This is a genomic window from Sinomonas halotolerans, assembly GCF_039615075.1.
Lineage (GTDB): Bacteria > Actinomycetota > Actinomycetes > Actinomycetales > Micrococcaceae > Sinomonas > Sinomonas halotolerans.
In genome coordinates, this window is the sequence record NZ_JBDFRB010000002.1 from 260997 (window position 1) to 280339 (window position 19343).

The 19343-nt window shown below is 72.9% G+C and carries 17 protein-coding genes; 12 read left to right on the forward strand and 5 right to left on the reverse strand.

Annotated features, from left to right (window positions below; translation table 11 throughout):
• Positions 1 to 25: 25 nt before the first annotated feature.
• Positions 26 to 712 (forward strand): RdgB/HAM1 family non-canonical purine NTP pyrophosphatase, encoded by a 687-nt coding sequence (gene rdgB, locus ABCQ75_RS03645; RefSeq protein WP_427916031.1) that lies wholly within the window; start codon positions 26 to 28, stop codon positions 710 to 712.
• Between the two features lie 110 nt (positions 713 to 822).
• Here the strand turns inward: rdgB and ABCQ75_RS03650 are convergent, their stop codons facing one another.
• A complete protein-coding gene (locus ABCQ75_RS03650) occupies positions 823 to 1602 on the reverse strand; it encodes a DedA family protein (RefSeq protein ID WP_345883239.1) in 780 nt (259 codons plus the stop codon).
• A 206-nt stretch (positions 1603 to 1808) separates the two neighbouring features.
• Between ABCQ75_RS03650 and ABCQ75_RS03655 the strand changes: the two genes are divergently transcribed.
• Positions 1809 to 2819, forward strand: coding sequence for a 3'-5' exonuclease (locus ABCQ75_RS03655; RefSeq protein WP_345883152.1), 1011 nt, complete (start codon positions 1809 to 1811; stop codon positions 2817 to 2819).
• 67 nt (positions 2820 to 2886) lie between these two features.
• Positions 2887 to 3435 (forward strand): DUF4395 domain-containing protein, encoded by a 549-nt coding sequence (locus tag ABCQ75_RS03660; RefSeq protein ID WP_345883153.1) that lies wholly within the window; start codon positions 2887 to 2889, stop codon positions 3433 to 3435.
• 181 nt (positions 3436 to 3616) lie between these two features.
• Here ABCQ75_RS03660 and ABCQ75_RS03665 read toward each other — a convergent pair whose 3' ends face one another.
• Positions 3617 to 4735, reverse strand: coding sequence for an ADP-ribosylglycohydrolase family protein (locus ABCQ75_RS03665; RefSeq protein ID WP_345883154.1), 1119 nt, complete (start codon positions 4733 to 4735; stop codon positions 3617 to 3619).
• Positions 4736 to 4854: 119 nt separating this feature from the next.
• On the opposite strand from ABCQ75_RS03665, the gene ABCQ75_RS03670 reads away from it, so the two are divergent.
• From ABCQ75_RS03670 to ABCQ75_RS03690, 5 genes are all read left to right on the forward strand, one after another.
• Complete coding sequence (locus ABCQ75_RS03670) at positions 4855 to 5211, forward strand: YidH family protein (RefSeq protein WP_345883155.1); 357 nt, start codon at positions 4855 to 4857, stop codon at positions 5209 to 5211.
• Positions 5208 to 5576, forward strand: coding sequence for a DUF202 domain-containing protein (locus ABCQ75_RS03675; protein WP_345883156.1), 369 nt, complete (start codon positions 5208 to 5210; stop codon positions 5574 to 5576). Before ABCQ75_RS03670 ends, ABCQ75_RS03675 begins: the two co-directional genes overlap by 4 nt.
• An 11-nt stretch (positions 5577 to 5587) precedes the next feature.
• Complete coding sequence (locus tag ABCQ75_RS03680) at positions 5588 to 6607, forward strand: aquaporin (RefSeq protein WP_345883157.1); 1020 nt, start codon at positions 5588 to 5590, stop codon at positions 6605 to 6607.
• 87 nt (positions 6608 to 6694) lie between these two features.
• Positions 6695 to 7858, forward strand: a complete 1164-nt coding sequence (locus ABCQ75_RS03685; RefSeq protein WP_345883158.1) for an exonuclease SbcCD subunit D — start codon at positions 6695 to 6697, stop codon at positions 7856 to 7858.
• Entirely contained in the window at positions 7855 to 10992 is a 3138-nt protein-coding gene (locus ABCQ75_RS03690) for an AAA family ATPase (RefSeq protein ID WP_345883159.1), read from the forward strand. Before ABCQ75_RS03685 ends, ABCQ75_RS03690 begins: the two co-directional genes overlap by 4 nt.
• Before the next feature lie 17 nt (positions 10993 to 11009).
• On the opposite strand, the gene ABCQ75_RS03695 is transcribed toward ABCQ75_RS03690, so the two are convergent.
• Positions 11010 to 11723: an IclR family transcriptional regulator gene (locus tag ABCQ75_RS03695; RefSeq protein WP_345883160.1), complete on the reverse strand. Its 714-nt coding sequence runs from the start codon at positions 11721 to 11723 to the stop codon at positions 11010 to 11012.
• Positions 11724 to 11880: 157 nt separating this feature from the next.
• Here ABCQ75_RS03695 and ABCQ75_RS03700 point away from each other — a divergent pair, with 157 nt between their 5' ends.
• A complete protein-coding gene (locus tag ABCQ75_RS03700; protein ID WP_345883161.1) occupies positions 11881 to 13251 on the forward strand; it encodes an MFS transporter in 1371 nt (456 codons plus the stop codon).
• A gap of 268 nt (positions 13252 to 13519) precedes the next feature.
• Positions 13520 to 13921, forward strand: a complete 402-nt coding sequence (locus tag ABCQ75_RS03705) for a hypothetical protein (protein ID WP_345883162.1) — start codon at positions 13520 to 13522, stop codon at positions 13919 to 13921.
• A gap of 188 nt (positions 13922 to 14109) precedes the next feature.
• Here ABCQ75_RS03705 and ABCQ75_RS03710 read toward each other — a convergent pair whose 3' ends face one another.
• Entirely contained in the window at positions 14110 to 15522 is a 1413-nt protein-coding gene (locus ABCQ75_RS03710; protein ID WP_345883163.1) for an aldehyde dehydrogenase family protein, read from the reverse strand.
• Between the two features lie 129 nt (positions 15523 to 15651).
• The gene (locus ABCQ75_RS03715) at positions 15652 to 16290 is read right to left on the reverse strand and encodes a TetR/AcrR family transcriptional regulator (protein ID WP_345883164.1); all 639 of its coding nucleotides are present in this window, start codon (positions 16288 to 16290) and stop codon (positions 15652 to 15654) included.
• Between the two features lie 240 nt (positions 16291 to 16530).
• On the opposite strand from ABCQ75_RS03715, the gene ABCQ75_RS03720 reads away from it, so the two are divergent.
• Together ABCQ75_RS03720 and ABCQ75_RS03725 are read left to right on the forward strand one after the other, a co-directional pair.
• Positions 16531 to 18159 carry an amidohydrolase gene (locus tag ABCQ75_RS03720; protein ID WP_345883165.1) on the forward strand — a complete coding sequence of 543 codons (1629 nt, stop codon included), beginning with the start codon at positions 16531 to 16533 and terminating at the stop codon, positions 18157 to 18159.
• A 120-nt stretch (positions 18160 to 18279) separates the two neighbouring features.
• Entirely contained in the window at positions 18280 to 19278 is a 999-nt protein-coding gene (locus tag ABCQ75_RS03725; protein ID WP_345883166.1) for an ABC transporter substrate-binding protein, read from the forward strand.
• The last annotated feature ends 65 nt before the right edge of the window (positions 19279 to 19343 follow it).

Sequence of the window (19343 nt, forward strand, 5' to 3'; positions counted from 1 at the left end):
CGAAGACCGGCCCAGCGGCGCTCCGGTGAGCGCATCTGCCGCCGCCGGAGGCGGCGAAGACCGGCCCAGCGGCGCTCCGGTGAGCGCAGCTCCCCGCCTCGTCCTCGCCACGCACAATCAGGGCAAGCTCCGTGAGCTCCGCGAGCTCCTGCGCGGGCAGGTCCCGGGGCTCGACGTCGACACGCAGGTGGTCGACGCGGGCGCTGTGGGTGCCCCGGATGTCGTGGAGGACGGCGTGACGTTCGCCGAGAATTCGCTCAAGAAGGCCCGCGCGGTCGCGGAGGCGACGGGCCTGCCCGCCATCGCGGACGACTCCGGCCTCTCGGTGGAGGTGCTGGGTGGGGCCCCGGGGATCTTCTCGGCGCGCTGGGCGGGACGCCACGGCGACGACGTGGCGAACCTCGAGCTCCTCCTCGGCCAGCTCGCCGATGTCCGGGACGGCCACCGGCAGGCGGCGTTCGTGTGCGCCGCTGCGCTCGCCGTGCCGGAGGCGGATGGCGGTCTGCACGAGACGGTCGAGCTCGGGCGCCTCGAGGGGACGCTGCTGCGGTCGCCGCGTGGCGAGGGCGGGTTCGGCTACGACCCGATCCTGCAGCCTCTGGGCCTCGAGCTCTCGTGCGCCGAGCTGACCCGCGAGGAGAAGAACGCGATCAGCCATCGCGGCCAGGCGTTCCGCGCGCTGCTGCCGGCGATCGTGGACGCCCTCCGCTGAACACCCCCTCCGCTGGACACGCCCTCCGCTGGACACGCCCGACGCCGCGCCGCAGCCGCGGGATGGAGAGATCCTCCCATGTGCTGCGATGCGGCGTCGGGCTGTGGAGGCTACTTCCAGTCGGGGTGGGTCTTGCGCTCCTCGACGGGCTCGTGCTCCTCGATGAACTCGTCCACGACGTCCGTTCCGAAGTGCTCTGCCTGCTTCCGGGCCGAAAGGCCGCGGAAGAACTCGACGACGATCGGCACGACCGAGAGGAGGACGATCGCGATGAAGATGAGGTCGATGTTGTCCCCGACCCACTGGTACTGGCCGAGCCATGCGCCGAGCAGCGTGACGCCGCCTCCCCACAGGAGCGCACCGATGATGTTGTAGAGGAAGAACTTGGCGCGGTCCATCTGGGCGACGCCCACGATCACGGGGACGAACGTGCGGATGATCGGCACGAAGCGGGCCAGGATGAGGGCCTTGCCGCCGTGCTTCTCGAAGAAGGCGTGTGCCTTCTCGACGTTCTCGCGCTTGAACAGGCGCGAGTCCGGCCGGTTGAAGATCGCGGGGCCGGCCTTGGAGCCGATGAGGTATCCGACCTGGTTGCCGATGATCGCGGCGACGATGATGAGCCCCGCCATGGCCCAGAGGTTGAACCTGATCGCGCCGGTCGAGACCAGGAGCCCCGCCGTGAAGAGCATCGAGTCCCCGGGCAGGAAGAAGCCCACGAGGAGGCCGGTCTCGGCGAACACGATCCCGCACACGAGCAGCACGACCCACGGGCCCAGCGGCGAATCGCGCAGGAAGACGTCCGGGTTGAGCCAGTCGGGGAGGAACGAGGCCGCGGGCGGCTGGACTGCGACTGCCTGGACTGCGGCAGCCTGGACTGCAGCGGCCTGCACGGCGAGCCCGTGGAGGGCCTCGGGGACGGCGGCGAGATGGGTCACGGCGGAGGGAATCACCCCTCAAGCCTACCGGCAGCGCCCGCGGCCGGGCTCCGTCGCGTCCGGCTCTCACGCGACCGGCCCTGCCGCGTCCGGCTCTCCCGGGCCCGGCCCTGCCGCGAGCCTGGCCGGCCGGGAGGCGCGGCGCGGCTAGACTCGTCGCCGTGGCCCTTGACTTCACTGCGATCGACTTCGAGACGGCCAACGGCTTCAGGGGCTCGCCCTGCTCGGTGGGCCTGGTCAAGGTCCGCTCGGGCCGCGTCGTGGAGCGCGGCTACTGGCTCATGCGCCCGCCTGCGGGCCATGATGAGTTCGATCCCCGCAACGTCGCGATCCACGGCATCCGTGCACAGGACGTCGCGTCTGCCCCGCGCTTCGCGGACGTGTTCGCGGAGGTCGGCGGCTTCATCGGCGATGACGTCCTCGTGGCCCACAACGCCGCGTTCGACCTCGGCGTGATCCGCTCGGCCCTCGAGGTGAGCGGCCTCGAGGCCCCCGCCTACGACTACGCGTGCACGGTGGTGCTCTCCCGTCGCACCTACAGCCTGCCCTCCCATTCGCTGCCCTTCGCCGCCCGGGCCGCGGGCGTCGCGCTCGAGCGGCACCACGACGCGGCCGAGGACGCTGCCGCCTGCGCGGGCATCCTCATCGACATCGCGGCCCGCCACGGTGCCGGCACGGTCGAGGGCGTGTACGGCGCGCTCGGGCTCTCGCTGCCGCGCCAGGAGGCCTTCGTCCCGGGCCGCGACGAGGTCTCGCCGGCTACGGCGAGGGCCCTCGCCGGCCGCACGGGCGGGCCGCGTCCTGGCGGCGGCCGTGCATGGGCTCCCTGGCCCACCGAGGGCGTGAACCCTCCCGCGAACGCCGACGCCGATCCCCACCATCCGCTGTTCGGGCACCGGATCGTGTTCACGGGTGCGCTCGGCATCCCGCGGACCGAGGCGAAGGCGCGCGCGGCGGCGCTCGGCGCGCAGCCGGCCAGCTCGGTGACCCGTGCGACGACCGTGCTCGTGGTCGGCGACGGCTTCGTCGCTGCGGACCTCGTCTCCGGACGTGTGACGGCGAAAGCGCGCCGGGTCCTCGAGCTGCGGGAGCGCGGCCAGCCCGTCGAGGTCCTCTCCGAGGGGGAGTTCCTCCAGATGCTCGGCGGCGAGTGGCCCGCGAAGAGCGCCTGAGCCTCCTCCACGTCACGGGACGCAACATTCCTTCCGGCCTGTGACGCGGGCTCCGTAGTCTGGAATGATGACCCAGCCTTCCCGCCTCGCGAACGCCGACGCGACGGGCTTCGTGCGCATCGAGCCCTCGCAGAGCCCGCTGCGCCGCGCCTTCTCGTTCCCCAACCCGGTCAATGAGTATGCCGCGCGCACGACGGCGGGGATCGTCGTCGTCCTGTGCGTCGCCGCGCTGCTCGCCCAGGCCGGGTGGGCGCTGTGGCTCATCGCCCTCGGCTTTGCCCTCCGTGTGGCCGGTGGCCCGAAGTACTCGCCGGCGGGACGGCTGGCCGTGCATGTGATCGCTCCACGCCTCGGGCCCGCGCGGCTCGTCCCGGGACCGCCCAAGCGGTTCGCCCAGGCGATCGGCCTCGTCGTCTCGACCACGGCTGCTGTGCTCGTCGCGGCGGGTGCGCCCGTGGCCGGATGGAGCGCAGTGGGAGTCCTCATCGCTGCGGCATCCCTCGAGGCGTTCGCCGGATTCTGCCTCGGCTGCTGGATCTTCGGCCGGCTCCAGCGCGTGGGCCTCATCCCGGCCTCCGTCTGCGAGGCGTGCAGCAACGTCTCCGCCCCCCGCTGATCCGCTCGGCTGACCTGCGCCGCTGACCTGCGCCGCTGACCTGCGCCGCTGACCCGCGCCGCTGACCGGCGCCGCCTGGCCTGGTCGCGCCGCCTTCGCTGCACAGCCGGTCAGGCTCGCGCCGCCCGTGCTGGGGCGGCATGCCGCCGACTCTCCGCGCGCCGTGCGCTGGTCCCGGCTCCTATGCCCCCGTGACCTCGGCGAACCGGGAGGCGATGCCCTCCGCCGCATGCATGCCGGCGGTCCGCGCGATCCAGGCCTCGGGGACGGCCTCGCGGCCCCACAGGGTACCGAGCAGTCCGCCGGCCATTGCGGCGGCGTCGCTGCCCTGCTGCGCGGCGAGGAGCACTCCGGCGGCGAACGAGACATCGTGGGCTTCTCCCGAGGCCCCAGCGCTCTCCGCTGCGAGGATCGCGGCCACGGCCGCGCCGAGCGCCCCGGCAGCAGTCGGGCCCGGAGCCGCCTTGCCCGGGGCTGTCTGGCCCGGAGCCCTCGTTCCCGAAGCCGTCTGGCCCGCGGCGCGCCGGTCGGCTGCCGTCTCGTCGGCGGGGCCCCGCCCGGCGGCGGCGTCGGCGGTCTCGAGAGCGGCGAGCACGTCCGGGTCGGGCGTGCGCAGGGAGGCGATCTGCGCGCGTGCCGAGCCGAGTGCGGTCCGCGCGTCCGCGCCGAGGACCATGAAGTGCGCGAGCGAGGCAACCGCCGTGGCCGCCTGGACGGCCGCGGGGGCGCCGTGCGTCAGGGCCGCGCCGTCGGCGCTCAGCTTGACCACCATGGCCGCGGGGACGTGGGGGACGAGGCCGAAGGGGGCAGCGTGCGCCGCCGCACCGCCGTCGTCGTGCGCCGTGCCGAGCGGACGGGACGTGGTGCCCATCTCTCCCGAGGCGAGCGACTCGATCCAAGCCGGCCGCGGGGCCACCGGGGTGCGGGCTCCCTCCTGGGAGTCCAGCCAGCGGGGCTGCGGCGCGGGGGCGGAGGACGGCGCCGCCACCCCCTGGCCCTCGAGCCACCGCAGCGACGCGAGCCACACGCACGCGGCCTCGTCGGCGTGCACGCCGTCGTTGGCCCACTCGATCGCCTCGATGAGCGCGTCTGCCGTGTAGAGCGTGAGCTGGCCTGCCGCGCCGAGGGGGCGGACGGCGTCGTCCGGGCCTCCGGCGGCGCCCGGACCTGCCGGTGCTGCAGCCGCCAGGACGCCTGTGCCCGCCGGTGCACCCGTGCCCCCCGCGAGTGCTGCCGCCTCGGCGACGGCGGTGCCCAGGAGGCAACCGTGGATGCGGGAGGCGGCCGTCGGAGTGCTCATGGGCTCAATCTACCGCCGCCTGCGGCGGCGGCACTCCGGTATCCTGCGACCAGCCCCCATCACCAGCGCCCGCGGCCCGGGACGACAGCGCCCGCGGCCGGGACGCGAGGAAGGAACACATGCGCGAGCCTGCGTGGCGACGGACCGGATCCACCCCTGACTACCGCTTCTCGCTGGCCAATGAGCGCACGTTCCTCGCGTGGCTGCGCACGTCGCTCGCGCTCCTGGCGGGGGCTGTGGCGCTCGACCAGCTCACGCCGAACATCGCGCCGACCCTCGTGCGGGGGATCCTCGCCGTGGCTCTCGCAGGCGTGGCCGCGGCCCTCGCGGGGCTCGCGTACCGGCGGTGGGCCCTCGCCGAGCAGGCCATGCGGCACGGGCGCGAGCTGCCTTTCTCCCGGGTCATGCTGGGCATGACGCTCGTGGTCACCCTCGCGGCGCTGGTCTTCGGCATCCTTGTCATCGTGCGGCCATGACCGTCCCGGCAGCACCCGGGGAAGGGGGAGAGGCCCGAGACCCCGGCCTCCAGCCGGAGAGGACAACACTCTCCTGGCGGCGGACGCTGCTCTCCCTCCTGGTCCTGAACCTGCTCATCTGGCGCGCGTGGCTCCACGCCGCCGAGGGCACCGGGGGGCAGGGGCCGTCCACGGTCATGGCGCTCGGCGTGTGCACGGTCGTCGCCGCCGCGGCCACCGCCGTTCTCGTGCTGTGCGGCCGGGTGCGCCGACGTGAGCTCCGCCACGGCACCGCGGCGCCGCCAGCCGCCGTCCTGCGCTGGGCCACGGGCGCCGTGGGCGCTCTCGCCGCGGCCACGATCGCAGTTGTCCTGCTGGGGCGGTAGTGTGCTCTTCCATGACCACGACCCTGCCCAAGGCACCCGGAGAGTACAGTCTGACCGCCAAGCTTGCCTCTGAGGCATTCGGCTCCTTCCTGCTCATCTTCGGCGCCCTCGGGGTTGCGCTCTTCAGCGGCACGGCAGCGGGGGCGGTGCCCGCGCCGCTCGCCGCGGGCCTTGCACTCGCCGCCGGCATCGCGGCCGTGGGGCACGTCTCGGGCGGGCACTTCAATCCGGCTGTCACGGTGGGGCTCGCGGTGGCCGGGCGCACCAACTGGCGCCTCGTGCCGGGCTACCTCGCGGCGCAGCTCGTGGGCGGCCTGCTCGGTGCGCTCCTGCTCTGGGTGACGCTGCGCAGCCTCCCCGGCATCACCGACGTCGCGCCGATCTTCTCGCAGCTCTCCAACGGGTTCGACCAGCACTCTCCGAACCAGTTCCCGCTCGCGGCCGCCCTGCTCGTCGAGGTCGTGGCGACGGCGGTCTTCGTGGCTGTCGCGCTCGCGGTCACGAGCCGCCGGGCGGTCAAGGGCATGGCGCCGTGGGCGGTCGGCCTCGCGTACGCGGTGCTCGTCCAGGCCCTCTCGCCCATCACCAATGCGGGCATCAACCCCATGCGCTCCACCGCGTCCGCCGTGTTCGCCGAGCCCACGGTGATCGCGCAGCTGTGGCTCTTCTGGGGCGCCCCGGTCCTCGGCGGCGTGCTCGTGGGCCTGATCTTCCGGGGCTTCGGCCCCGCCGAGGACCTGCTGTTCTCGAGCGCCGGGGGCGCCGCGGACGCGACCGCGGAGGCGACGCGGGATGACTCGGGCCGGGCCGGTGCCGGTGCTGCGGCCGCCGCGATCGCGGCGGCCTCGGACGCCGCCGGCGGGACCGTGGTCGCCACCGACGCGCTCGCGGCCGTCTCGGACGACGACGGTGCCGCTGGTTCCGCCGCCGCCGCACCGAAAGCAGCGCCGCAGGAGTTGTCCGCACCGGGGGTCCGCACTGCGCCCGACGGCGATGACGACGCCCGGGACTTCTTCCACCGGAACCGGTAGCGCTGGTCCCGCCGCATTCCGTCCATTCCCTCCCGGGCGCCGGTGGCGTGGCGAGGATTGTCGGAGCCACCGGCTAGCGTCGTCTCCATGAAGATCCTGCACACCTCCGACTGGCACCTCGGACGGTCGTTCCACGGGGCCGGCATGCTCGCCGCCCAGGCGGAATGGCTCGACGGGCTCGTGGGCTTCGTCGCCGAGAACGGCATCGACGCCGTCCTCGTAGCAGGGGATGTGTACGACCGCGCGCTCCCCGCAGTGGACGTCGTCGAGCTCCTGGACTCGGCGCTCGTGCGCCTTGTTGAGGCTGGCGCACGGGTCGTGGTCAGCAGCGGCAACCATGATTCGGCCGTGCGGCTCGGCTTCGCCTCGCACCTCCTCGAACGCGGCGGCGTGCATCTGCGCACGCGCATCGAGCAGGCCGCGGACCCCGTGCTCTTCCCCCTAGGGGACGGCGCGCAGCTCGCGGTCTACGCCCTGCCCTATCTCGAACCGCGCCTCGTCGCGCCGGCCCTAGGCCTCGACGGCGGGGGCCACACGGCCGTCACGCAAGCCGCCGTGGCGAGGGCGCGGGCCGACCTCGCCATCCGCCGCTCGGAGGGCACCGTGGTCTCGGTCATCATGGCGCACACGTTCGCGGGCGGGGGCGCTCCGACGGACAGCGAGCGGGCGCTCTCGATCGGCGGGCTGGACGTCGTCCCTCTGAGCGTGTTCGAGGGCTTCGACTATGCGGCGCTGGGCCACCTGCACGGGAGGCAGGCGCTCTCCGAGTCAGTGCGGTACTCGGGGTCGCCGCTCGCGTACTCGTTCTCGGAGGCGCGCCAGGCCAAGGGCGCATGGCTCCTCGGGGTGGGCCCGGAGGGAATCGCGTCCGTCGAGCCCGTCGGCTGGCCCACCCAGCATCGGCTCGCCCTGCTCCGGGGCCGCCTCGAGGACCTGCTCGCCGACCCGGCGCATGCCGCGGCCGAGGGGGCGTACTGCCATGTCACGCTCGTGGATGCCGAGCGGCCCGAGCGGGCCATGGAGCGCGTCCGCACGAGGTTCCCCCTCGCCGTCGCGCTCGCCTTCGAACCGGAAGGCGCACCGCGGGAGCGCGAGACGAGCTACAGCGCCCGCCTGACCGCCGCGCGGTCCGACCTCGACGTGTGCTCGGGCTTCCTCGAGCACGTGCGCGGCCGGGGCCCGAGCGGCGCAGAGTCGGCCGCGCTCGTCGAGGCGCTCGAGGCGGTCCGGCTCGCGGAGGCCTCGGCGTGAGGATCCACCGTCTCGAGATGACCGCCTTCGGACCCTTCGCCGGGCGCGAGCAGGTCGACTTCGACGCCCTCGCCGAGCACGGGCTGTTCCTCCTCAACGGACCGACCGGCGCGGGCAAGACGAGCATCCTCGACGCCGTCTGCTTCGCGCTCTACGGGAGCCTCCCGGGCGCCCGCGAGGGCACCCGCGCGCTCAAGAGCCATCATGCGGCGGCCGAGGCAGAGCCGGAGGTGCTCCTCGAATTCTCGGCCCAGGACCGTCGGTTCGAGGTCCGCAGGACTCCAGAGTGGTCCAAGCCCAGCCGGCGGGCATCGACCGGGTGGGTCACGCAGAAGGCCTCGACCCACGTCCGCGAGCTCGTGGACGGGCAGTGGCGGGCGCTCACCTCCCGGAACGACGAGGCAGGCGCGCTCCTCTCCGACGTCCTGGGCATGGGGCGAGAGCAGTTCACGAGGGTTGTCCTGCTCCCCCAGGGGGAGTTCGCCTCCTTCCTCCGTTCCAAGGCAGGCGAGCGGATCGCGCTGCTCGAGAAGCTCTTCGGCACGGGCCGCTTCGCTGACATCGAGGCCCAGCTCGGACAGCTCGCACAGGCGGCGCGGGCCGAGGCCGAGAATGCCGAGCGGTCTGCCGCCCTTCCCATAGCCCAGCTCGAGGCCGAGAGCGCAGAGCTCAGTGCCGCAGCGTTCGAGCCCGGCGCCCCCGCCCCTGAGCCTGTTCCGGCGGACATTCCCGGCCCGGGCACCGGAGCCGCTTCCCCTGAAGGACTCCTCCTCGAACCCGAACCGGTGCGGGAGCGCTTCGCGGCCGTCGAGCGGGCATACGCCGAGCTCGCGGCATCGGCTCTGGACCAGGCGGCAGCTGCCCGTGCCGAGCAGGGGAAAGCCCAGGAGGCTGCCGCTGCGGCGGCGCGGGCACTCGAGGACGCCGAGGAGCTCGCCGGCGCACGGGCGCGCCGCGAAGCCTGGGAGGCAGAGCAGCCGGAGCACGCCCGGCGCCTCGAGGCCCTCGAATCCCACCGCGCCGCGCTCGGGGCCGAACCGCTCCTCGCCGCGCTGGACAGGGCGCGGCGGGACCTCGAGGACGCCGAGGACCGCGCCTGGTCCGCGACGGCGGACGCCCAGGCCGCGGGGTGGTCGCCCTGTGACGCCGCGGGCGGTGAGGACGCCGAGCACTGCCCCGCCGGTGCCGGCCGCCGGCTGCCGGCGCCCGAGGCCGTGCACAGCGCAGCCGCTGCTGCCGCCGCCGAGTCCGCAGTCCTCGCCGAGAGGCTCCCGGCCGAGAAGGACCTCGGGGAACTCGAAGGCAGGCTCGCGCGGATGGAAGCCGAGGCTGGGCGCCTCGCACGGTCCCGCGCTACGAAGGCCGCGGCGCTCGAGGAAGCGCGCGCCGAGGCTGTCGCCCTCGAGTCGCAGCGGGAGGGCCTCGAGCCCCGGGCGTCGGCCCTGGCCCTGGCCCGGGCCGAGGCGGAGAGGGCGCGGAAGGTCCTGGATGCGGTCGAAGACCACGTTCGCGCAGCCGCCGCCCTCACCGCGGCGCAGACGGCCCACACCGCGTGCCGGCGGGAGGCCCTCGATGCGAAGGAGCGCTGGCTCGCCCTCCGTGAACAGCGGCTCGAGCAGTCGGCGGCAGAGCTCGCGGCCCTCCTCGAAGCCGGGGGAGCATGCCCGGTGTGCGGCGCCGTCGAGCATCCCGCGCCGGCGCAGCCGGAGGAGGAGCCGCTCCTCCTCGCCGACGCCGAACGGCGGGCCGGCGATGAGGCGGAGCGCGCGGCCCAGGCGGAGCGGGAGGCCCATGAGTCTGTCGCGGCAGCACAGGCGGCGCTCGCGGCCTCGGACGCGCGTGGGGGAGCGGTGGACCCGGACAAGGCCGCCCGTCTCCTCGAGGACGCGCTCGGGGCCCTCGCAGCGGCCGAGAGTGCGTCGGCCGATCTTGCGCGCGTCGTGACGAGGCTCGGGGCTGCGCGGGCCCGGCGCGACTCGGCGGCGTCAGCGGTCGAGGAGGCCAGCGCCGCCTCCGTGCGTGCCGAGGAGGCCGTGGCGCTGCTCCGCGGAGAGGCGGAGCGGCGCCGCGGGGAGCTGATGGAATGGCTCGCCGGCTTCGCTTCGCTCAGTGCCCGGGCCGCTGACGCAGCTGCACGGGCGCGGACGCTCGGGGCTCTCGAACAGGCGCTGGCCGTGGTCTCCACGGCCCGGGCCGCCAGCACCAGGGCGCACGGCGATCTGGCCCTCGCACTCACAGCGGGACCGTTCCGGGAGGAGTCCGCGGCGCGCGCGGCGCTCATGACAGCGGATGATGCCAGTGCCCTCGCCGAGGCCACCACGCGCCACGAGGCCGAGGGGCAGCAGCTCGGCGGGCTCTTCGCCTCGGCGTCGGCGGCGCGGGCTGCCCAGGCGGAAGCCGAGGGACGGCATGTCGGCGCTGCAGACCTCGCCCAGGCACGCGCCGTGGCAGCGGATGCCGAGGAGCGCAGCCGGCGGGCCGATCTCGCCGCGCACGCCGCCACCGCTGGCGCGGCCCGCACCGCGCGGCTCGCGGCAGAGTTCGAGACCGCAGTGCCGGAGCTCGAGAGGACGCGGGCACGGGCGGACCTCCTCACGGGCCTCGCCCGCACGGCCCGCGGCCAGGGCGACAACGGGCTCCGGATGTCACTGCACAGCTATGTGCTCGCAGCACGGCTCGAACAGGTCGCGGTCGCCGCGACCGAACGCCTCGTCGCCATGAGCGATGGCAGGTTCAGCCTCGAGCACACGGACGCCCTCGCGGCGCGCGGCGCCTCGTCCGGGCTGGGGCTGCAGATCGTGGACGCCTGGACTGGGCAGCGGCGCGATCCGTCGACCCTCTCGGGCGGGGAGTCCTTCATGGCCTCGCTCGCGCTCGCCCTCGGTCTCGCCGACGTGGTCCAGCACGAGGCGGGCGGGATCGACATCGAGACGCTGTTCGTGGACGAGGGATTCGGCAGCCTCGACGAGCAGTCCCTCGAACAGGTCATGGACGCGATCGAAGGCCTTCGGGCCGGCGGGAGGGTCGTGGGGCTCGTGAGCCACGTCGGCGAGCTCAAGCAGCGCATCGGGGCCCAGATCAGGGTGACGAAGGGCCGGGCTGGCTCCCGCGTGGAGCTCGTCGGAGTCGGCTGACGCCTCGCGAGGCGTCCTCAGCCGAGTGCGCGGACGATCCGCGCGGCTGCCTCGACGAGCGCTTCCCCGATGGGCGCCGGGTCCACCGAGGTGCCGAGGTACACCACTGCGAGGGCGGCCGGCCGGTGGTGCGGGATGACGAGGGGCACGGCCACCGAGGAGAGCCCCGGGATGACCTCGTCATGGCTGAGGGCGTACCCGCGTTCTCGGGACTCGTCCGACTCCGGCCGGTACGGCACGCCGGGCGCCCGCTGCTCCCACTCCTGCCGCCCGAAGGCGGACTGGATCGCGATTCCCGGGCCGCCCCGGTCGAGCGGGTGCCGTGTGCCCGGATGCTGGGCAAGGGTCGCGCCGTTGTGCTGGGGCTCCACGGTGGCGAGGGTGATGCACTCGGTGCGGTCCCAGACGGCCACGAACGCCGTCATCCGGAACTCCGCAGCGAGCCGGCCCAGCTCGGGCAGGGCCGCCGACTGGAGGTCCCGCGAGACGGACCTGGCCAGGACGGCGAGGCCGGCGCCGGGCTGGAGGCGGCCCGAGTCGTCCCGGGTCACGAGGGAGTGGTCCTCGAGGGTGCGGACGATCCTGTACGCGATCGAGCGGTGGACGTCGAGGGCCGCCGCGAGCTCCGCGATTGTCAGCGGTGTGGGCGACTCGGCGAGGACTTCAAGGGCACGGACCCCGCGCGAGAGCGTCTGCGAGTGGGGGCCGGACTCCGCGGCGGTGCGAGGCATGGAACCATCCTAGTTTTCGGCGGGCCCTGGCCGGACCCGAGCTGATTCCGCGAGCCGCTGTGCGCCAGTTCACACATCGTGTATCCTCAAGGATTATTGACCGACCAATCGGTCAGTAATGGGTCAATCCGCCCAGCACCCCGACAACGGAGTTCGAATGTCCAACGCAGTGAATGCCGCTCGGCCCGGCTCACCCCAGATGTCCAACGAGGAGCGCAGGGTCCTCGCCGGCACGCTCGTCGGAACCACCATCGAGTGGTACGACTTCTTCATCTACGCCCAGGCGGCCGGCATCGTGCTCGGCCCGCTCTTCCTCGCACCCGTCGCGCAGGAGAACCCTGGGCTTGCCCAGGTCATCGCCTTCGCGACGATCGGCATCTCCTTCCTCTTCCGCCCCCTTGGAGCAGTGGTCGCGGGTCACCTCGGGGACCGGATCGGCCGCAAGAAGATGCTGGTTTTCACGCTCATCCTCATGGGCGCCTCGACCTCGCTCATCGGCGTCCTCCCGACCTACGCCCAGGCCGGCGTGCTCGCGCCGTTCCTGCTCATCCTGCTGCGCGTGCTGCAGGGCTTCTCGGCCGGCGGCGAGTGGGGCGGCGCTGCCCTCATGTCGGTCGAGCACGCCCCGAAGAACCGCCGCGGCTTCTTCGGCGCATTCCCGCAGATCGGTGTCCCGATCGGCATGATCCTCGCCACCGCGACGCTCTGGACCCTCACCACCACGATGGGCCCGGCCTTCAACGAGTGGGGCTGGCGCATTCCGTTCCTGTTCTCGATCGTGCTGATCGTGGTCGGCTACATGATCCGCCGCGCGGTCGAGGAGAGCCCGGTCTTCAAGGCGCTCCAGCAGCGCCACAAGGAGTCTTCGGCCCCTCTCGGGCAGCTCTTCCGCTACAACTTCAAGGAAGTCGTCCTCACGGCGCTGATCTTCATTGCCAACAACGCTGCCGGCTACCTCCTCATCGCGTACTTCGCGACCTACGCGGTGAAGGCGCTGGGCATGGACCGGCCCTCGGTCCTGCTCGCCACGACGCTCGCGTCCTTCGGGTGGCTCGTGTTCACCCTCGGCGGCGGGATCGTCTCGGACAGGATCGGCCGCGTCCGCACCTTCCAGATCGGCTACGCCTTCCTCGCGCTGTGGGCGATCCCGATGTGGTTCCTCATCGACACGAAGAACATCGTCTGGTACTTCGTCGCGCTGTTCGTCATGACGTTCGGCCTCGGTCTCTCCTACGGCCCGCAGTCGGCGCTCTATGCTGAGATGTTCCCGGCGAAGGTCCGCTACTCCGGCGTCTCGATCGGCTACGCCCTCGGCGCGATCCTCGGCGGCGCGTTCGCCCCCATGATCGCCGAGATGCTCATGAACGAGTTCAAGGCATCCTGGACCATCGGCCTCTACATCGCGGTCGCTGCGGTCATCTCCCTCGTCGCGGTCTCCCTGGTCAAGGAGACCAAGGGCGTCGACCTGCACGTCGCCGAGGCGCACGCGGAGTATGTCCACGACCACCCGGAGGAGGCCTCGCGCTGACCCCCTGCGGCGGCACGGCAGGGCAGCGCACGCTCGGGTCGCGCTGCGTGGATTGACCACCGGCCCCACTGGCAGCCAGTTCCCCTCCTGGGGCACGACGGCGGCCCTCCCCTTTCGCGGGAGGGCCGCCGTCCGGCTGTGCGCACCCTGCAGGGGCAGGCGTCCAGTCTCCTCGGTCCGGCGTTCCCCGGCCTGTGCTGCGCGGGCGGTCAAGGAGCCTGCGCGGGATTCGCAGACAGGACCGCGGGCCCCGGGTGACCGTAGGAGGGTGGAATCCTCGATCGCAGCACGCGCCGCCTCCGTGGCTGCCGTGCTGGGCGGCGCGGGGCACGCTGCGATGGTCGCCGGCGGTGGATGGATGGGCGCGGTCGGACTCGCGATGGCCGCAGCCTGCCTGCCGTGCGCGTGGCACCTCTGGCGGCGCCCGAGCCTCACGGCTGCCCGCGCAGCGATGGCCATGTCCTTGGGCATGGCGCTCTTCCATGTCGCTGTGCTCCTCGCCCCGGGGGCCGGCGCGACGCATGCGCACGCTCACGCAGCGTCGGCGGCAGCCGGCCAGACCGCGGCCGGGAACCCCTGGACCGCGCCGATGCTCCTCGTCATCGTGCTGGACTTCGCTGCCGCACTCACCGTCGCCGTCTGGATCGGCGCCAACCGCCGCAGCTTCTGAACTGCCCGAGCTGCTGCTGAACTCCTGCGGCGCTGTCGAACTGCCGGGCTTGCTGTGACCGGGAGGCTCGGCAGGCCCGATGCGCCACCGCCCCGCCCCCAGGCTCGGCGATGTGCCCCCGGGCCCGCCAAGCACCAGAGGACCCCGCGACCTGGACGGTCGCGGGGTCCTCTGGTGCCTGCCCGGCTCTAGCCGTTGATGACCTGGGGGACGCCGAGGTGCTTGAGTCCCTCGGTGCCGAATTCGAGGCCGTAGCCGGACTGCTTGTGGCCGCCGAACGGGATGCGGGGGTCGACGGCGCCATGGCTGTTGATCCAGACCGTGCCGGCTTCGAGGCGGGCGGCGACTTCGCGGGCGGCGGCGGGGTCGGTGGACCACACGGAGGCGCCGAGTCCGACGTCGAGGGCGTTGGCCTTGGCGACCGCCTCGTCCACGGTGGCGTACTTGATGATGGGCAGGGCGGGGCCGAACTGCTCCTCGGCGACGAGGGGGTTGTCGTTGTCGATGTCGGCCACGAGGGTGGTGGGGTAGAAGTGGCCGGCCGCGTCCGGGTCTGGATCGCCGCCGAGGAGGACGCGGGCGCCGGAGTCCTTCGCGGCCTGGACGAGCCGGTCGACGATCTCGTACTGGGAGCGGTTCTGCAGAGGTCCGAGCAGGTTTGCCTCGTCCAGGCCCACGCCCATGGGCACATTCCTCGCGTACTCGGCCAGGGCAGCGCAGACATCCTCGTAGATCTCCTCGTGCACGTAGAGGCGCTTGAGGGCGGCGCAGGTCTGGCCGGTGTTGATGAAGGCGCCCCAGAACAGGCCCTCGGCGATGGCGGCGGGATCGGCGTCCGGCAGGACGATGCCTGCGTCGTTGCCGCCGAGTTCGAGGGTGAGGCGCTTGACGGTGTCGGCGCTGGAGCGGATGATCGCGCGGCCGGCGGCGGTGGAACCGGTGAACATGACCTTGCCGATGGCGGGGTGCTCGGCGAGGCGGGCGCCGACGTCGCGTCCGGCGGAGACGACGTGCAGGACGTCCGCGGGCAGTTCCTCGTTGAGCACGGTGGCGAGGGCCAGGACGGACAGGGGGGTCATGCCGGAAGGCTTGACGACGACGGTGTTGCCCATGCGCAGGGCGGGGGCGATCTGCCAGACGGTGATCATCATGGGCCAGTTCCAGGGGCCGATCGCGCCGACGACGCCGATGGGCCGGTAGTGCAGGGTCGCACGTGTCTCGCCGTCGTCGACGACCGTCTCGGGCTCGAGGGGTGTGGTCGCGGCGGCGCGCAGCCAGGCCGCACAGGCGCCCACCTCGAAACGGGCGTTGGGGCCGTTGAGCGGCTTGCCCTGCTCGCGGGAGAGCAGCGTGGCCAGTTCCTCTGCGTTGCGCTCGATCGCGTCCGCCGCGGCCAGCAGGGCCTTCGAGCGGGCCTCGTGTCCGGCCGCGGCCCAGCCGGGCTGCGCAGCCTGCGCGGCCGCGACGGCGGCCTCGAGATCGGACAGGGTGTGGACCGGGGCGATTCCGACCACCTTCCCGGTCGCCGGATCGAGGATCTCGCGGCCCGCCGCGCCCTCAGCCGGGGTGATCGAAGCCAGCAGTGCGTCGTAGGTCTCCATCAGGGGCCTCCTCACGTCGTCGTGGTCAGTGTGCGCACCACGCTACGGAGAGGCCCGGGCGGCCGCTGTGCCCGGCGTGCGCACTGCTTGACGATCCGTGCAGGACTTGCGCCTGGGCTCCCGGTCCGGCTACGCCCGGAGCGGCCGGCGGCTGCTCTCGACCGCGGAGAGGAGCGCAGCCAGGGAGTCCGCGAGCAGCTCGATGAGCTGCCGGGACCTCTCCTCGTCGGGATCGGCGAGGTGCTGCATGCTGATCCCGTCGATCCCCGAGATGAAGAGCCTCGCGATCATCTCGAGGTTCTCGGGGGCCTGTCCGCCGGCGGCCTCGGCCGCGGCGGCGAAGAGCTCCGTGGTCGAGGCAACCCAGCCCTCGTACATCGCGCGGTTCTGTGCCCGGGCGGCGGGTTCGGCCTCCGGCGCTTCGCGGAAGCGCTTCAGGAGCAGCTCGAAGGTGGTCACCTGCTCGTGGGGACGCTCGAGCATGCGCTCCCAGATGCGGCGGGCATGCTGGCCGATGACGTGCGGCAGCCCGGCGCCGAGGTCCTCGATGGGGGACAGCGCCTGGGCGTAGTCACGGCTCAGGAAGAGGTAGACCTCCTCGAGGAGCTCGTCCTTGTTCCGGAAGCAGTAGTGGAGGGCGGCGAGGGGTGCATCCGCTTCTGCCGCGATCCGTCGCGTGGTCGCTGCGGGCAGGCCCTCGGCCGCAATCACCCGGGCAGCGGCTTCGACGAACTGCAGACGCCGCTCGCCAGCCGGAATCCTCACCATTCGGTCCTCCCTGTCGTCCGTCCATCCTAGGCACGGGAGCGCCCGCGCCCCGGGCTCCGCCACCCTGTGGGAACAATCTACCGCGAAAGTTGGTCGCATGACCTAGTCAAGTGACACACTCATGCCGCATGATGTTGGACAGATCACATCACCCCTGGGAAGAGGAGGAGCCACGTGGCCTTGAGGACGGAGAGCGCATCCAGTGCGGAACTGGTGATCGTGAACGCGCAGGTGCTGACCATGGACCGCTCCTGTCCGCTGTCCGACGCCCTGGCGGTGCGGGCCGGGAGGGTCCTCGCCCTCGGGCGGGATGACGTCGCAGCCGTGACCGGAACCGGGACGACCGTCGTCGACGCCCGGGGCGGGGCAGTCACACCGGGCATCAACGACGCGCACCTGCATTTCACCGGCGCAGCGATGGCGGACTTCGGCTACGTCGACGTGGGCCCGGACGCCGCTCCGGGCTGGGAGCGCGTTGGCGGCCTCCTCGAGAGGGCGGCACCGGGAGCAGACGGCTGGATCCGCGCCCGAGGCTGGGACGACGTGGTCATCGGCCCCGCCGCCGGGCAGATCCTCGACGTCCGCCCGGAGACTCCGGTCGTCGCCTTCGACTCGACGGGGCACCAGCTCGTGGCCAACCGGGAGGCCCTCCGCCGGGCGGGGCTCGCCCACGCGGTGCCGGACCCCGCTGGTGGGGTCCTCGGCCGCGATGCCCACGGCGACCTTTCGGGCCTGTTCCAGGACGCCGCGATGGAGCTCCTCAACCGGTCACTTCCCCCGGTTCCGGCCGCTGCCCTGCGCGACGCCATGCGCGCCATGCAGCGCCGACTCCACAGCCAGGGCATCACGTCCCTCACCGAGCCCGGTCTGGGCCCGGCGAGCGCCGGGCTGCTCGACGGCTCGGGCTCGCCCGAGGCGATCAGGGCCCTCGGAGACCTCGCCGAGGCCGGCGAGCTCACTCTCCGCACCACGGTGCTCATGCTCTTCGCCGGCACCGGGGGAGCGGACAGCGCCGCAATCGCGGACGGACTCGCCAGCGGGCTGGGCAATGCCTTCACGGACCGCGGAATCGATGCCCGGCTCCTCCGGATGGCGGGCGTCAAGGTCTTCGCCGACGGCATCCCCCGCAGCGGCACGGCCTGGATGGCCGAGCCCTACGGCGACCACTGCACGCGCGGGAGCCTCGTCATCGCGGGAGCCACCGAAGAGGACAGGCTCGAGGAGCTGCGCCGGATCCTCGCCCTCATCGACGGCGCCGGCCTGCAGGCCGGGATCCACGCCACCGGCGATGCGGCGACCGAGGCCGCCGTCGACGCCCTCGCCTCCCGCACGCGGGCACGCAAGAACCGGCACTACATCATCCACGGCGCATTCAGCCGGCCGGACACCCTCGCGCGGATGGCCCAGCACGGGATCGGATACAGCACCAACCCGCTCATCCGCCACGGCGCGGGCGAGGCCATGCGGCGCCTCCTCGGCGAGGAGCGCTTCACGCGCCACCAGCCGCTGCGCAGCGCCGCCAGCGCCGGCGTCCGCTTCACGCTCGCCTCGGATGCCCCCGTCGCGAGCACGGACTGGCGGCAGACGGTCGTCGCCGCCGTGCGCCGCACCACCCGCACGACGCCGGGTGCCCCCGACGACCCGGAGCGCATCGGCGGCCTCGAGGCGCTCGCCGCCATGACCGCCGACGCCGCGTGGCAGGACCGCATGGAGCACGCCAAAGGCAGGCTCGTGCCCGGCATGGCGGCCGACCTGTGCGTTCTCTCCAGCCCGTGGCCCGACGACGGGAGGATCGAGGACCTCCTCGGCATCGACGTCGTCCTCACCATCGCCGGCGGCGCCACCGTCCACGAAGGCGCCCCCCGCTGAGACTCTGCGGCCCCCGTTCCGATCGGGCCCGCTCCACGGCCCCCGCTCCACCGGCCCCTGTTCCCAGACCACCTGTTCAACCTGACCAACCCGTTCCACCCATCACCCGAGGAGACATCCATGCAACGAAGCATCCCCGCGGCCCTGGCCGCAGTCCTCGCCCTCTCCCTGGCCGCGTGCGGCGGCGGTGCGGCATCGAGCCCGCCCGCGAGCGACGGCTCCCCGACCACGCTCAAGGTGGGAACGATCGGCATCGGCAGCGACGCCGCACTCGCCTACGCACAGGAGAAGGGCTACTTCGCCGACGAGGGCATATCGGTGGAGACCACCGTGGTCGCGAACCCGCCTGCCGGCATCGCCGCGGCGCAGAGCGGCCAGCTTGACCTCACGTACACCCCGTCGATCCCGCTGCTGAACGCGCTCTCCCAGAAGGTCCCCCTCAAGATCGTCGCGGCGGCGGACGGCTACTCGGACGATGCACTCAAGGACCCGGACTCGGGCAAGTACGACGACACAGGCCTGTTCGTGCGCTCGGACAGCGGAATCGCCCGGCCCAAGGACCTCGAGGGCACGTCGGTGTCCGTCCCTGCCCGCAGGGCCCAGCTCGAGGTCACCGTGTCCAAGGCCGTCGCCGACGACGGCGGGGACCCCTCGAAGATCAACTGGATGGTCCTCGACCCCTCATCTGCCATGCAGTCCCTCGAGCAGGGGCGCATCGACGCAGCGAGTCTCATTGCGCCGTTCACCGCGAGGGCGAAGGACGCAGGCCACGTCCTCCTGGCCTCACCGGGTCTGAAGTTCTTCGAGCGCGGCGCCATCGGCCTGTGGGTCACAGGACCGCAGGCGGCACAGGGCAAGGAAGCGCAGCTCGAGGCGTTCGAACGGGCTATCTACAAGGCGAACGCCTACGCCAACGCCCACCCCGGAGAGACGCTCCAGAAGATCGCCGAGGTCACCAAGACTGCCCCCGAGGTCGTCAGGCTCGGCGCCCTCGGATACTGGCCCGACTCGGTGCGCCTCGACGACGTCCAGCGCACCAACGCACTCCTCGCGGAACTGGGCTTCCTGAAGGAAGAGGTCCCGCTGGACGCCACGATCTTCCTCAACGCCCCGTCCTGACCAGCCCGACTCCCGGCCGGGTCGCTGCGGAAGCCGCGCCCCGGCCCACCAGGAGGTTCAGTCCC

Bases quoted from the DNA above. Each gene is read 5' to 3' on its own strand.
- ABCQ75_RS03660 (WP_345883153.1), top strand. From the start codon at position 2,887: ATGACCCAGCCTTCCCGCCTCGCGAACGCCGACGCGACGGGCTTCGTG.
- ABCQ75_RS03665 (WP_345883154.1), bottom strand. From the start codon at position 4,735: ATGAGCACTCCGACGGCCGCCTCCCGCATCCACGGTTGCCTCCTGGGC.
- ABCQ75_RS03670 (WP_345883155.1), top strand. From the start codon at position 4,855: ATGCGCGAGCCTGCGTGGCGACGGACCGGATCCACCCCTGACTACCGC.
- ABCQ75_RS03675 (WP_345883156.1), top strand. From the start codon at position 5,208: ATGACCGTCCCGGCAGCACCCGGGGAAGGGGGAGAGGCCCGAGACCCC.
- ABCQ75_RS03680 (WP_345883157.1), top strand. From the start codon at position 5,588: ATGACCACGACCCTGCCCAAGGCACCCGGAGAGTACAGTCTGACCGCC.
- ABCQ75_RS03685 (WP_345883158.1), top strand. From the start codon at position 6,695: ATGAAGATCCTGCACACCTCCGACTGGCACCTCGGACGGTCGTTCCAC.
- ABCQ75_RS03695 (WP_345883160.1), bottom strand. From the start codon at position 11,723: ATGCCTCGCACCGCCGCGGAGTCCGGCCCCCACTCGCAGACGCTCTCG.
- ABCQ75_RS03700 (WP_345883161.1), top strand. From the start codon at position 11,881: ATGTCCAACGCAGTGAATGCCGCTCGGCCCGGCTCACCCCAGATGTCC.
- ABCQ75_RS03710 (WP_345883163.1), bottom strand. From the start codon at position 15,522: ATGGAGACCTACGACGCACTGCTGGCTTCGATCACCCCGGCTGAGGGC.
- ABCQ75_RS03715 (WP_345883164.1), bottom strand. From the start codon at position 16,290: ATGGTGAGGATTCCGGCTGGCGAGCGGCGTCTGCAGTTCGTCGAAGCC.
- ABCQ75_RS03720 (WP_345883165.1), top strand. From the start codon at position 16,531: ATGGACCGCTCCTGTCCGCTGTCCGACGCCCTGGCGGTGCGGGCCGGG.
- ABCQ75_RS03725 (WP_345883166.1), top strand. From the start codon at position 18,280: ATGCAACGAAGCATCCCCGCGGCCCTGGCCGCAGTCCTCGCCCTCTCC.